The sequence below is a fragment of the Xylophilus ampelinus genome (assembly GCF_003217575.1).
In the GTDB taxonomy this organism is placed as follows: Bacteria; Pseudomonadota; Gammaproteobacteria; order Burkholderiales; family Burkholderiaceae_C; genus Xylophilus; species Xylophilus ampelinus.
In genome coordinates this window covers 14,068-26,527 of record NZ_QJTC01000020.1, presented here as the reverse complement: position 1 = coordinate 26,527, position 12,460 = coordinate 14,068, and the positions used below count along the sequence as shown (strand labels likewise).

The 12,460-nt window shown below is 70.6% G+C and carries 12 protein-coding genes; 5 read left to right on the top strand and 7 right to left on the bottom strand.

The window, feature by feature from the left end; translation table 11 throughout:
* Window positions 1-34 precede the first annotated feature (34 nt).
* Window positions 35-1,600 carry an FAD-dependent oxidoreductase gene (locus tag DFQ15_RS12785; RefSeq protein WP_233504488.1) on the top strand — a complete coding sequence of 522 codons (1,566 nt, stop codon included), beginning with the start codon at window positions 35-37 and terminating at the stop codon, window positions 1,598-1,600.
* A gap of 454 nt (window positions 1,601-2,054) precedes the next feature.
* The gene (locus DFQ15_RS12780) at window positions 2,055-4,256 is read left to right on the top strand and encodes a TonB-dependent receptor (protein WP_110466345.1); all 2,202 of its coding nucleotides are present in this window, start codon (window positions 2,055-2,057) and stop codon (window positions 4,254-4,256) included.
* A 139-nt stretch (window positions 4,257-4,395) separates the two neighbouring features.
* Here the strand turns inward: DFQ15_RS12780 and DFQ15_RS12775 are convergent, their stop codons facing one another.
* The 7 genes from DFQ15_RS12775 to DFQ15_RS17450 form a co-directional block, all read right to left on the bottom strand.
* Window positions 4,396-5,175 (bottom strand): ABC transporter permease, encoded by a 780-nt coding sequence (locus DFQ15_RS12775; RefSeq protein WP_110466381.1) that lies wholly within the window; start codon window positions 5,173-5,175, stop codon window positions 4,396-4,398.
* Between the two features lie 161 nt (window positions 5,176-5,336).
* On the bottom strand, window positions 5,337-6,179 hold the full coding sequence (locus DFQ15_RS12770) for an ABC transporter ATP-binding protein (protein ID WP_110466344.1): 843 nt from the start codon (window positions 6,177-6,179) through the stop codon (window positions 5,337-5,339).
* A 104-nt stretch (window positions 6,180-6,283) separates the two neighbouring features.
* Window positions 6,284-7,282 carry an ABC transporter substrate-binding protein gene (locus DFQ15_RS12765; RefSeq protein WP_110466343.1) on the bottom strand — a complete coding sequence of 333 codons (999 nt, stop codon included), beginning with the start codon at window positions 7,280-7,282 and terminating at the stop codon, window positions 6,284-6,286.
* A 68-nt stretch (window positions 7,283-7,350) separates the two neighbouring features.
* Complete coding sequence (locus DFQ15_RS12760; RefSeq protein WP_110466342.1) at window positions 7,351-7,542, bottom strand: hypothetical protein; 192 nt, start codon at window positions 7,540-7,542, stop codon at window positions 7,351-7,353.
* Entirely contained in the window at window positions 7,539-7,691 is a 153-nt protein-coding gene (locus DFQ15_RS17455) for a hypothetical protein (protein WP_158529071.1), read from the bottom strand. The genes DFQ15_RS12760 and DFQ15_RS17455 overlap by 4 nt, the downstream gene beginning before the upstream one ends.
* Window positions 7,688-8,998 (bottom strand): amidohydrolase family protein, encoded by a 1,311-nt coding sequence (locus tag DFQ15_RS12755; RefSeq protein WP_110466341.1) that lies wholly within the window; start codon window positions 8,996-8,998, stop codon window positions 7,688-7,690. The genes DFQ15_RS17455 and DFQ15_RS12755 overlap by 4 nt, the downstream gene beginning before the upstream one ends.
* Before the next feature lie 291 nt (window positions 8,999-9,289).
* Window positions 9,290-9,442 (bottom strand): hypothetical protein, encoded by a 153-nt coding sequence (locus tag DFQ15_RS17450; RefSeq protein ID WP_158529070.1) that lies wholly within the window; start codon window positions 9,440-9,442, stop codon window positions 9,290-9,292.
* A gap of 372 nt (window positions 9,443-9,814) precedes the next feature.
* Here DFQ15_RS17450 and DFQ15_RS12750 point away from each other — a divergent pair, with 372 nt between their 5' ends.
* The 3 genes from DFQ15_RS12750 (at window position 9,815) to DFQ15_RS12740 (ending at window position 12,332) form a co-directional block, all read left to right on the top strand.
* Complete coding sequence (locus DFQ15_RS12750) at window positions 9,815-10,483, top strand: DUF502 domain-containing protein (RefSeq protein WP_110466380.1); 669 nt, start codon at window positions 9,815-9,817, stop codon at window positions 10,481-10,483.
* A 268-nt stretch (window positions 10,484-10,751) separates the two neighbouring features.
* Complete coding sequence (locus DFQ15_RS12745; protein WP_199399873.1) at window positions 10,752-11,804, top strand: alpha/beta hydrolase; 1,053 nt, start codon at window positions 10,752-10,754, stop codon at window positions 11,802-11,804.
* A 114-nt stretch (window positions 11,805-11,918) separates the two neighbouring features.
* Window positions 11,919-12,332, top strand: a complete 414-nt coding sequence (locus tag DFQ15_RS12740) for a very short patch repair endonuclease (RefSeq protein ID WP_110466340.1) — start codon at window positions 11,919-11,921, stop codon at window positions 12,330-12,332.
* Window positions 12,333-12,460 lie beyond the last annotated feature (128 nt).

The following is a 12,460-nucleotide window of genomic DNA, read 5'->3' as shown; positions in this document are numbered from 1 at the left end:
GCGGGTGGGCTGCGAGGGCCGCAGCCCGGACGGTGTGCCGGGCGGATTCGCCGGCACGGCGGTGGAGCGGGGCCACCTGTTGCGCACGCCGCGCGACTGGCCGGTGCCGGCGGTGGTGCGCCGCACCGGGGTGCTGATCGCGGGCGGCGGCATCGCCGGGCTGGCGGCGGCGCGGGCGCTGCGGCTGCGGGGGCAGGGCGATTTCGCGCTGCTGGAACTGGAGGACGCGGCCGGCGGCAACAGCCGTGGCGGCAGGGTGGGCGGCATCGCCTGCCCGCTGGGCGCCCACTACCTGCCGGTGCCGGGCGACGAGGTGCCGGCGGTGCAGGACCTGCTGGAGGAGCTGGGCCTGCGCCGCCGGGTGGCGGGCCGGTGGGAAGTCGACGAGCGCCACCTGTGCCACAGCCCGCAGGAGCGGCTCTTCTTTCGCGGCGAATGGCAGGAAGGCCTGCTGCCGCTGCAGGACGTGGGCGAATCCACCCTGGCCGCCTACCGCGGCTTCGCGCAGCGGGTGGCGGCGCTGCAGCGGGCGGCGCGCTTCGCGATCCCGGTGCAGCGTTCGGCCTTCGCGCCGGTGCAACTGGCGCTCGACGCGATCACCTTCGACACCTGGCTGCAGCAGGAGCAGCTGCCCGATCCGCACCTGCGCTGGTACCTCGACTACTGCTGTCGCGACGATTACGGCGCCGGGCTGGCGCAGGTGTCGGCCTGGGCCGGCATACATTACTTCGCCAGCCGCCACGGCTTCCACGCCCCGGGCGAGGCCGAGGCCGAGCGCGACCCGGTGCTCACCTGGCCCGAGGGCAACGGCTTCCTGACGCGGGCGCTGGCCGCGCCGCTGGGCGACCGGCTGCGCACCGGCCGCACCGTGCTGCGCATCGAGGACGGCCGCCACGGCGTGACCGTCGACGCCTGGGACCATGCCGCCCGGCAGGTGGAGCGCTGGGAGGCGGCGCAGTGCATCGTGGCCCTGCCGCTGCACGTGGCGGTGCGGGTGGTCGCCCAGCCGCCCGAACTGCTGCGCACCGCCGCCGCCGCCACGCCCCACGCGCCCTGGCTGGTCGCCAACCTGCACCTGGACGCGCCGCTGCACGACCGCCCCGGCGCCGCGCCCGCCTGGGACAACGTGGTCTACCACGAGGCCGTGGCCGACGACACCGGCGGGTTCGTCGGCCGCGGCCTGGGCTATGTCGATGCCCGCCACCAGACGCTCGACCCGACGCCCGGCCCGACGGTGCTGACCTGCTACCGCGCCCTCGGCGACCTGCCAGGCAGCCGCGCAGCGCTGCTGGACCGGCCGTGGCAGGCCTGGCGCGACGCGGTGATCGCCGAACTGGCGCTGCCCCACCCCGACATCGCCGCGCGCGCCACCCGGATCGAGATCACCCGCTACGGCCACGCGATGGCGGTGCCGGTCCCGGGAACCTTCAGGCGAATCGGCCTCCAGCCGGCGCGGGACGCCGGCAAATTGCTCTCAAAAAGAGAGCACTCCGGCACGGTGTACGGCCGGCTGCGGTTCGCGCACAGCGACTGGTCGGGCTATTCGGTGTTCGAGGAAGCGTTCAGCCGCGGGCATGCGGCCGGCGGCGACGGCGCCTGACGCGCGCGCCTCCAGGCGAGCCGATCGACAGAACATGGCCCGGTCTGCCCGTGATCGCCGGGCGCGGCTTCGCCCGCACCGACGGCGAGACCGTGCAGTGGGAGCCGGGCGACGCCTTCTTCGTCCGCGGGCGGCCGGCCGGTCACCTTCGGCGCCGGCGATGCAGATCGTGCAGGACGACGGGCTGCACTACCACGCACGCCCCATGGGTTTCGCCTTTGTCGGCGATTTTTGAGCTGAAAGTACCTGCAGCCATTGTTCCGCGCCGACATGCTGCTATATAATTAATAGCATCACGACCCTTTGCCCCGACCGCCCGGCCGACGGACGGCCGTGTCTGGTCAGCTTCCGTTCAGGCGCGGTACCCTACGCTGCGCACCCTTCAGCCAGCCAGCCACGCGCCCGCGCAGTAGCCAGCCGTTTCAGAACTTTCCACGGCACAAGGTACTTCGTCATGCATGGCTTCGCGCGGCTCGGCCGCACCCCTCGCACTTTCCGGCCGCGTGCGGTCTCGCTGGCTGCCGCCGGCCTCTTCGCGGGGCTCGCGGCGCTGGCCGCGCAGGCCCGGGCCCAGGCGCTTCCGCAGGTCGACGTGTCGGCCGGGCAGGAGCACGGCGCGCAGTACGCGCCGGCCAACACCGCCACCGGCGCCAAGGTCGATGCGCCGCTGCGCGACATTCCGCAGTCGGTCAACATCGTCACCCAGGAGGTGATGCGCGACCAGGGCGCCCGCAGCGTGCAGGACGTGATGAAGACGATCCCCTCGGTGGGCCTGGCCACCGGCGACGGCCAGCGCGACGCGGTGGTGATCCGCGGCTTCACCGCGCTCAGCGACATCCTGCTGGACGGCGTGCGCGACGATTCGCAGTACTTCCGCGACCTCTACAACATCGAGCGGGTCGAGGTGGTGAAGGGCCCGGCGGCCGCGCTGTACGGCCGCGGTTCCTCGGGCGGGCTGATCAACCTGATCACCCGGAAGCCGGGCTTCGCCGCGGGCGGCGATGCGGGCATCACTCTGGGCAGCTACGGCCTGAAACGCAGCGACCTGGGGCTGAACCGGCCGGTGTCCGACACCGTGGCGGTGCGGCTCGACGCGGCGGTGGAGGACTCGGGCAGCTACCGCACCAACGGCTACCTGCGCAGCCAGGCCGTCTCGCCCGGCATCCTCTGGAAGGACGGCGACCAGAGCCTGCTGCTGCAGACCAACTACCAGCACCAGGAGCGCGGGATCGACTTCGGCATCCCGGGCCTGCTCTCCACCGGACGGCCGGCCAACGTTCCGATCGGCACCTACTACGGCGCGGCCGACGCCTACGGCCTGGACCACACCCGCTCGACGATGCAGACCAGCACCGCCCAGTACAAGCTGCGCCTGTCCGACACCACCGGCTTCACCGACACGCTGCGCTACTACGACTATTCGCTCGACCGCCGGCACACCCGCATCGGCTCGGTCAACGACGGCAACGGCACGGTGCCGCAGGCGCTGATGCTGCGCGGCGCGGTGCAGCGCTACGAGCACGGCTGGTTCAACCAGAGCGAGTTCACCCACGACATCGCCTGGGGCGGCGCCGGCCACAAGCTGCTGGCCGGCGCCGAGTTCGGCGAGCAGGACCGCCACCAGGCGATCACCAACGCCGCCACCAACCGGGCCGGCTACTCCTTCGCCACGCCGGTCTTCGCGCCGGTGGGCCGCAACCTGCCCTACGAGGTGCCGGTGGCGCAGTCGCTCTCGCCCGCGGTGGGCACCACCGTCAACACGACGCGCAGCGTGTACCTGCAGGCCCTCTCGACCTGGACGCCCACCGTCAAGAGCCTGCTGGGCCTGCGCTACGACGCCTTCGGCCAGAAATACGACGACGAGCTGCCCGCCGCCGCCAACCTGGCGCGCACCGACCGCAACCTCTCGCCGCGCGCCGGCCTGGTGTGGCAGCCCACGGCGGCGCAGAGCTACTACGTGTCGGCGACGAAGAGCTACCAGCCCTCGGGCGAGGCCGGTCCGCTGGCGACCACCAATGCGCAGCTCAAGCCCGAGCAGAGCGTCAACCTGGAGCTGGGATCGAAGACCGACCTGTTCGACGGCGCGGCCTCCTTCACCGCCGCGCTGTACCAGCTCACCCGCAGCGACGTGAAGTACACCGATCCTGTACTCAACAAGCTGGTCAACGTCGGCGAGCAGCGCGCCCGCGGCCTGGAGCTGACGCTGGCCGGCCAGGTCGCCGCCGGCTGGCAGGTGCTGGCGGGGTACTCGTACCTCGATGCGCTGGTCACCAACGGCGTCGGCACCGTCACCGCGCCGTTCGGCTCGGCCCGGCCCACGCCGCTGCAGGGCAAGCGCCTGGCGCTGGCCCCGCGCCACACCTTCAGCCTGTGGACGCTCAAGTCGCTCGACGCGCTGCTGCCCGGCGTGCAGGCCGGCGCCGGCATCAACGCGCGCACCGCCAGCTTCGCCAACGTCGACAACACGGTCTCGCTGCCAGGCTACGCCACGGTGGACCTGGCGCTGTACTGGCGGCCCGCACCGAAGGGCTGGAGCGCGGCGCTCAACCTGAAGAACGTTTTCGACCGCCGGTATTTCATCTCGGCTAACAACGACATCGGCATCCTGCCCGGTGCGCCGCGCACGCTGGAGCTGAGCGCGCGCTACGCGTTCTGAGCCCCTCGGTTTTCACACCGCGCGTGTATTCGCCCACGCGGGCTTCGTACCGTTTCGACGGTGCGCCGCCCACCCTGGATTCCTGTTCTCTTCCGTCCGGGAAACCATGGCCTGGGCCCCGCCTCGTCGGCGATGGCGTTCATGGGGTCTCCGAAAAATGCCAGGACCCGAGCGCCCGGCGGGTCAGCCACGACATGGCGGCGAACAGCACCACGCCGGTCAGCGAGATCAGCAGCAGCGCGGCGAACATGCGCGGAATATTCAGCTGGAATCCCGCCTGCAGGATCTGGTAGGCCAGCCCCGCGCCGGTGCCGCCGGTGCCGGCCACGAACTCGGCCACCACCGCGCCGATCAGCGCCAGGCCGCTGGAGATGCGCAGCCCGCCGAAGAAGTACGGCAGCGCGCTCGGGATGCGCAGCCGCACCAGTTGCTGCCAGCGGCTGGCCCGGTTCAGCTGGAAGTAGGCCTGCAGGTCGGGGTCGATGCTGCGCAGGCCCAGCGTGGTGTTGCTGATGATCGGGAACAGCGCCACCAGCGTCGCGCAGATCACCATCGAGGCTAGCGGGTCGCGCACCCAGATGATGATCAGCGGCGCCACCGCCACGATGGGCGTGACCTGCAGCAGAACCGCGTACGGGAACAGCGCCGTCTCGATGCGCCGGCTCTGCACGAAGACGAAAGAGATCAGCACGCCCATCACCGTGGCCGCGATGAACGCCAGCAGCGTGATCTTCACCGTCACCCACAGCGCCAGGCCCAGCGGCGCCCGGTCGGCGAACAGCGTCTGCAGCATCAGCAACGGCGAAGGCACCAGGTAGGGCGGCAGCTCCAGCCCGGTGACCAGGGCCTGCCAGACCGCCACCAGCACCACGCCGACCAGCAGCGGATAGACGACGCGCTGCACCCGGAGCTGCTGCATCGGCGGCACCCGCACGGCTGCGCGGGCCGGCGGCTTCCAGCCGGCCGGCGGTGCGCGGAAGACCGGTGCGGCGGGCACCGCGGGGACCGGCACCGCGGCCGCCGCAGGGGCTGCCGACGCGGCCGGCGCTTCCGCCGGGAAACCGTGGTTCTGCGCCGTGCTCATGCCGTTTCCCCCTCGGTGCTTTCGCTGGCCCGCAGCAGGCTGTCCTGCAGCTGCCTGGCATAGCGGGCGAACGGGGGCGAGACCATGAAATCTGCGGTGCGCGGGTAGGGCGCGTCGATGGCGAACTGCTCCACCACCCGGCCCGGCCGGGCGGCCATCACCACCACGCGGCTCGACAGGAACACCGCCTCGTGGATCGAGTGGGTGACGAAGACAACGGTGAGTTTCCTGCGCCGCCACAGGTCGAGCAGGTCTGCGTCGAGCTTGTGGCGGGTGATCTCGTCGAGCGCGCCGAAGGGCTCGTCCATCAGCAGCAGATCGGGCTGCGTGACCAGGCCGCGCGCGATCGAGACGCGCATCTGCATGCCGCCCGACAGCGCGCGCGGCAGCGCGTCGGCGAATGTCGCCAGGCCCACCAGTGCCAGCGCCTCGGTCACGCGGGTATCGGCCGCCTTGCGCTCCACGCCCGCCAGGTCCAGCGGCAGCCGCACGTTGGTGCGCACGCTCGCCCAGGGCATCAGCGTAGGCGACTGGAACACGAAGGCCATCTTGCGGCCGGTCGCGTCCAGCCGCTCCACCGGCATGCGCCACAGCAGCAGTCGGCCGTCGGTGGGCTCCAGCAGGCCGGCCACCATCTTCAGCAGCGTGCTCTTGCCGCAGCCCGAGGGGCCGAGCAGGGTGACGAACTCGCCTTCCTCGATGCGCAGGTCCACCGGCAGCAGCGCCTGCATGCCGTTGGAGTAGATCTTCTCGACGCAGAGGCATTCGACGGCGGGTGCCGGCGCATGCGGTTCGGTCGTCGGCAGCGCGGCGGGCGCGCCGGTGGCGGCGGGTTTCATGGGAGCCTTTCGGTGCGGGGCGCCGCCCGAGGGGGCGGGCGGTGCGCCCCGTGCGGTGTCGGGGCCGCAGCGGTGGAGGAGCGGGGCAACGGGCGGCGCCGCGCTTACGGCAGCACTTTCGCGTCCTTGATGAACGATGTGGTGTAGGTCTTGGCCAGCTCGGTCTTGGCCGGGTCGAGCAGCTGGGCCGACACCAGGAAGTCGTAGCTCGCCTTGGCGCGCGCATCGGTGATCGTGCCGATGCCCTGGGTGGCCGCGTCGCCGCCGGTCACCATGCCCAGCTCCTTGAGCTTGGCGACGCCGTAGGCCAGCTGGTCGTCGGTCATGTTGGGGTTGTCCTTCTTGATCAGCGCGTTGCCGGGCGCGGGGTCGGCCAGATAGCTCTTCCAGCCCTCGGCCGAGGCCTTCACGAATGCGGCGACCGCCTTGGCGCGGTCCTTCAGCGTCTTGTCCATGCAGGTCACGGTGGTGGAGTAGGCCGGGAAGCCGTGGTCGCTGAGCATCAGGATGTTGGCCTTCACGCCGGCCTTCTGGACCGCGTAGGGCTCCGACGTCAGGTAGCCCTGCTGCGCGGTGTTCTTGTCGGCGACGAAGGGCTGGATGTTGAAGGTGTAGGGGCGCGTCTGGCTGTCGGTGAAGCCGTACTTGGCCTTGAGCCACGGCCAGTAGCCGCGGTTGGCCGACTGGGCGATCAGGATCGTCTTGCCCTTCAGCTGCTCGAAGGTGGTGACGTCCTCGTGCGCGATCAGCACCTGCGGGTCCTTCTGGAACACGGCGGCGACGGTCGTCACCGGCACGCCGCCCTCGCGCACCTGCATCATCTGCAGGTCGCTCGATCCCATCACGCAGTCGGCCTGGCCGGCGGCCATGATCTGCACGATGTTAACCTGCGGGCCGCCCATCTTCACCGTCACGTCGAGGCCCGCCTTCCGGTAGAGGCCGGTGGCGATCGCCTGGTAGAAGCCGCCGTGCTCGGCCTGCGCGTACCAGTTGGTCATGTAGACGAACTTCTCGGGTGCCTGTGCCTGTGCCTGTGCGGCGCCGGTGGCGGCAGCCAGTGCGAGGGCGAGGGTGCCGAGGCGGAAAGCGGTGCGGTTGCGCATGGGACGGCCTTTCGGTGGAACGTGGAGGGGTGGGAAGGATACGGGGTGCGATGCGAGGAGCGCGCCGTTCAGGCAGGCGCCGCGAGCCCCGCGGCGGTTTGGAAGAAGCCGATGCGGCGGTCGCGCTCCCAGGCGGACTCGGTGCGCACCACCCAGCGCAGCGCATGCGGCTCGGTCAGCACCTGCACCCGGCTGGCGGCCAGCGTCTCGAAAATCTCCTTGCCCTGTTCCGCCGTGGCGGTGGGCCGATCGCCGTTCACACCGGTGGGGCCGAACGCGCGCGCCGTCCAGGCGCAGGCCGGGCGTTGAGGCCGGCCGCCGGGTCGACCGGGATCACGCCCGAGAGGTAGACCGTGTGGCCGATCCGGCGGCAGGCGGCATGGCGGGCCACGGATTGTGCGCCGGTCATGTTAAAGCTCCTTCTGTCGAGACCATCGAGGGGGGCGCGGCGGTGGTACAGGTGGCGGTGACACCCGCCGGCACGCCGGCACGCCAGACGGTGCGCGGCTGGCTGCGCGAGGGGAAGCTCCAGGCGTCGGCCGCGGTGAAGACCACCAGGTCGGCCGGATCGCCCGGCCGCAGCGGCAGCCGGCCGGGGCTGCGGCCGAGCCAGTCGGCGCGGCAGAGCGCATCGGTCCAGGTGTCGAAGGGCTGGCCCAGCTGCGCGGCCAGCACGCCGGCGGCCAGCGACTCGACCGGGTCGTAGCTGCCGACCGGGCAGAACGGGTCCTGCACGTTGTCGCTGGCCACCAGCACCGGGATGCCGCGGGCGCGCGCTTCCTTCACCAGTGTCAGGCCGCGCTGGCGCGGGCTGCGGCCGGCGACCGCGTCCTGCAGCAGCAGGTTGGTCAGCGGCAGGGTGACCAGCGTGATCGGCGCGTCGGCCACCGCGTCCAACACCGCCAGCGCCTCGGCCTCGGGCTTGGCCGCCAGCGCGCAAGTATGGCCGCAGACCGCGCGGCCCCGATAGCCGATGGCCTTCAGGTGGCGGGCGATGTGCAGCAGGCCTTGCGCGCCGGCGTGCAGTTCCTCGTCGACGTGCAGGTCCAGGTCGAGGTCGTGGCGCGCCGCGGCGTCGAGCAGATGCACCAGTGCCTGCGGGTCCCAGCGGGTCGAGTGCACGAAGCCGCCCAGCAGGGCGCCGGGGCCGCTGTCGACGACCTTGCGGGCCAGCATGTCGGCGGTGGCTGCGTCGGTGAACAGGTGCAGCGGCATCAGGCTGACCCGCTCCAGCACGATGCGGTCGCGCCATGCCTCGGACAGGCCGCGCAGCACGTCCCATGCGACCGGCACCGCCGCGGGTTCCCACCAGTCGCAGTGGGTGCGCAGCTGCGTTACGCCTGCCTCCCAGGCCCACTGCAGGGCCTTGGAGGCGCGGGCTTGGACGTCGGCCGGCGTCCAGTGGGCGCGGTCGGCCTTCATGGCGTCGATCGCGCCCAGCAGGCCGGGCTCGACGGTGCCGATGCGGGGCAGGGTGAAGGATTTGTCGAGGTGGGTGTGGGCGTCGACCAGGCCGGGGAGGACCGGGGCGCCGTGGAGGTGGTGGATGCCGTCGGCCGGCGGCGCCTGCTCCTGCGCGGGGGTCGTGCGGGCGATGCGGCCGTCGGCGGTGAGGTGGATGTCGGCGAGGGTGGGGTGGCCTGACGGGAGGCTGGGCCAGTCGGGGGGGAGAAGCCAGCGGGGGAGGCGGGCCTGGTGGAGCAGGGTGGCGGGCATGGCGGTGTTTCTTGCTGGCGGCGGCGTGGGGTGGGCGGGCGGGCGGTTGGCGCCAGGGGCTGGCGGTCAGTTGGCGGTGGCCGGGTGCCGGGTGCTGAAGCTGGCACCTGCACCTGCACTTGCACTTGTACTGATGCCGGCAGCTGGTGGCTGGTTGTTCGCTCCCTCTCCCTCTCCCTCCGGGAGAGGGTTGGGGTGAGGGCCGCGCCCGGCTGGCCATTGCCTGACGCCTGTCGAGTCAGCGGCCCGGCTTCCATGTCTTTTAACCTCTCCCATGGGAGAGGGAACAAGTCAGGGCAGCGCCGCAGAGCGGCTCGACAGCCCCTCATCGCCAACCCCGAACGCCCGCCCCACCCGTGCCAGGAACCCCTCCAACGCCTCGGCGTGCGGGCTGGCGTGGTAGCTGGTCTCCACCGGGTGGCAGCAGACGACGAGGATGCGCATCTTTCCGACCGTTTGAACTGATCGAACGGCCCGATTCATGCAAGCGGCGTGCCACGGAAGGTGGGCGGCCGGCTACCGCGGGCGTGGGGCGCCAGCGCGGCGCCGTGGCGTCAGTCTGGCGCGGGGCCGCGGGCCGGCAGCGCGGAATCGGTGATCTGGCGCACGATGGGGGCATGCTCGATCGGGGCGTCGGGCGGCAGGGCGGACAAGGGCCGGATCCAGTGCGCATATGCACCTACGTCGCAGTGCATAACACGCTCTGAACACGAGGCCGCCGCTGCCCGGTGCCGGCCCGGCACACCGTGCAACACCCCTGCGCGGGCCGCGGGGTATGCTGCGCCCCCACCTCCCGACGCCTGCCCCCCCATGACCATGAAACGCTTCACCCAGTACTTCCTCCGCGGTTTGATCACCGTGCTGCCGGTGGTACTGACCCTCTACCTGCTCTGGCTGTTCCTGAGCGCGGTGGAGGACCTGGCGCTGGTGGTGCTGCGGCCGATCATCGGCAGCTTCTACGTGCCGGGCATGGGGCTGGTGCTGGCGGTGGCCTTCATCGTGGGCGTGGGTTTCATGGTGTCGAAGGCACGGGTGCGGCGGTTGCTGCACTACGTGGAGCTGCCGTTCACCAACATCCCGGTGGTCAAGAGCGTGTACTCGTCGTTGAAAAGCTTCGCCGACTACTTCACCCCCTCGGGCAACAAGCAGGCCGGCCAGCAGGTGGTGCTGCTGCGCTGGCCCGGCGACCAGCTGGAGATGGTGGGCCTGGTGACGCGGCGCGGCATGCACGGCCTGCCCGACGGCTTCCTGCCCGGCGACCGCGTCGCGGTGTACCTGCCGATGGGCTACAACATCGGCGGCTACACCGTCTTCGTGCCGGTGGAGTGGGTGCACCCGATCGAGATGTCGGTGGAGGAAGCGATGCGCTCTTCGCTGATCGCCTGGATGGCCCGTGCCACGCCGGCTGCAGGCGCCCCTGCGCAGCCGGATGTCGACACCGACGTCGACGCGGTGCCGCCTCCCTTCCGGACCGGGCCGCGCTGAAGGCGAAGCTCCTATTTTAATAGCGTAAGGTCGATGTGTGGAGCCGGCTGCGGCATGGTGCGGCATCTGGAACGGGCCGCGCTCCCGCGGGTTCGGCACGGCGCGCACTGGCCTCCACCATGCGGTGGCTGACGCACCACTGCCGTCGCACCGACAGGACGCCCGGCCGACGGACGACGCAAAGGAGGGCTTGCCACGCGCAGGACCGGCGCTGTCGCCGCGTTCCTATGCACGGGTCGAAACCATTCCATCCGAAAGCCACAACTCCATGACCCTCAACCTCTCCCTACGCTCCATCGGCGCCGCTGCCGCCGTCGCCGCCTTGACGGCCGCCTCCCCCGCCTCCCCCGCCGGCACGCCCGACGCCGACATGCAAGCCGTGCTCGACGCCCAAGCCAGCCTCAAGCCCAAGCCGATCGACACCCTGACCCCGCCCGAAGCCCGCAAGCAGCCCACGCCGGCCGACGCGGTCAACAAGCTGCTGAAGGCGCAGGCCCAGCCCACCAAGCCCGAGCTGCTGGTGCCCGGCATCGTCGCCAAGGACACCAACGTCGCCGGTGCCACCGGCCAGCTGCCCGCCCGCATCTACACCCCCCAGGGCCGCGGCCCGTTCCCGGTGATCGTGTACTTCCACGGCGGCGGCTGGGTGATCGCCGACCGCAAGGTCTACGACGGCGGAGCCCGTGCCCTCGCCAAGTCGGCCAACGCGGTCGTCGTATCGGTGGACTACCGCCGCGCGCCCGAGGCCAAGTTCCCGGCCGCCTGGGACGACGCCCTGGCCGCCTACAAGTGGACGGCCGACAACGCCGCCAGCCTGAAGGGCGACCCGGCCAAGCTGGCCCTGGCGGGCGAGAGCGCCGGCGGCAACCTGGCGGTGGCCACCGCCATCGCCGCGCGCGATGCCAACCTGCCGAAGCCGTTGCACGTCCTGTCGGTCTACCCGGTCGCGCAGACCAGCCTGGAAACCCCGTCGTACAACGAGTATGCCGCCGCCAAGCCGCTCAACAAGCCGATGATCGAATGGTTCGTCAAGCACACGACCAACTCGCCGGCCGATCTGAAGGACCCGCGCATCTCGCTGGTCGACGCCAACCTGGCCGGCTTGCCGCCGGTGACCATCATCAACGCCGAGATCGACCCGCTGCGCGACGACGGCGCCCAGCTGGAAGCCGCCCTGCGCAAGGCCAACGTGCCGGTCGAGCGCAAGCTCTACGACGGCGCCACGCACGAGTTCTTCGGCATGGCCGCCGTTGTGCAGAAGGCCCGTGACGCCCAGGCCTTCGCCGGTCAGCGCCTGAAGCAGGCCTTCGGCACGCCGTAATCCGAAAGCCGAAAGGCTCGAGAAAAAACCCGCTCGGTGCGCAGGCCCCGGCGGGTTTTTTGATGAAGTCGTCCGGCTCAAATACGCAAATTCTCAATTACCTACCGTCATAGGATGGCACGCGCACAGTCGTTCCGGGTATATAGACAAAAAGTGGACACATTAAGCCAGGAGCGTCGCTCCGCCATCATGAGCAGCATCCGTAGGTCGGGAACAAAGCCTGAGCTCATTCTCCGTAAAGCTCTGCACAGGCGCGGTTTTCGTTACATCATCGGCGATAAGCGGTTGCCAGGCTCCCCCGATTTGGTCTTTCCAAAATACAAAGCTGCGGTTTTCGTGCACGGCTGCTTTTGGCATGGACACGACTGCCGCCAAGGGCAGACTCCAGCGACCAATACGGAGTTTTGGGGGGCCAAAGTTTTGGGCAACCGAGCACGCGACGTCAGGAAGGAGCAGGCGCTGCGCGAGCTGGGTTGGAGGGTATTCACCGTCTGGGAATGTGACCTCAAAGCCACTAAGAGCGGCTAACACAACCCAGCGAAGCGGTTCTGGCTAGGCGCCGCATCGCAGACAGTACGAGTAGTACGACAAGGTGCGGCAACGACGCCAGAAGGGTTGTGTTAGCCGCTCTAAGCGCGAGGCGCTTGTCGCCAACT

Bases quoted from the DNA above. Each gene is read 5' to 3' on its own strand.
- DFQ15_RS12745 (WP_199399873.1), top strand. From the start codon at position 10,752: ATGACCCTCAACCTCTCCCTACGCTCCATCGGCGCCGCTGCCGCCGTC.
- DFQ15_RS17455 (WP_158529071.1), bottom strand. From the start codon at position 7,691: ATGACCGGCGCACAATCCGTGGCCCGCCATGCCGCCTGCCGCCGGATC.
- DFQ15_RS12755 (WP_110466341.1), bottom strand. From the start codon at position 8,998: ATGCCCGCCACCCTGCTCCACCAGGCCCGCCTCCCCCGCTGGCTTCTC.
- DFQ15_RS12740 (WP_110466340.1), top strand. From the start codon at position 11,919: ATGGCACGCGCACAGTCGTTCCGGGTATATAGACAAAAAGTGGACACA.
- DFQ15_RS12750 (WP_110466380.1), top strand. From the start codon at position 9,815: ATGAAACGCTTCACCCAGTACTTCCTCCGCGGTTTGATCACCGTGCTG.
- DFQ15_RS12780 (WP_110466345.1), top strand. From the start codon at position 2,055: ATGCATGGCTTCGCGCGGCTCGGCCGCACCCCTCGCACTTTCCGGCCG.
- DFQ15_RS17450 (WP_158529070.1), bottom strand. From the start codon at position 9,442: ATGCGCATCCTCGTCGTCTGCTGCCACCCGGTGGAGACCAGCTACCAC.
- DFQ15_RS12770 (WP_110466344.1), bottom strand. From the start codon at position 6,179: ATGAAACCCGCCGCCACCGGCGCGCCCGCCGCGCTGCCGACGACCGAA.
- DFQ15_RS12765 (WP_110466343.1), bottom strand. From the start codon at position 7,282: ATGCGCAACCGCACCGCTTTCCGCCTCGGCACCCTCGCCCTCGCACTG.
- DFQ15_RS12775 (WP_110466381.1), bottom strand. From the start codon at position 5,175: ATGCAGCAGCTCCGGGTGCAGCGCGTCGTCTATCCGCTGCTGGTCGGC.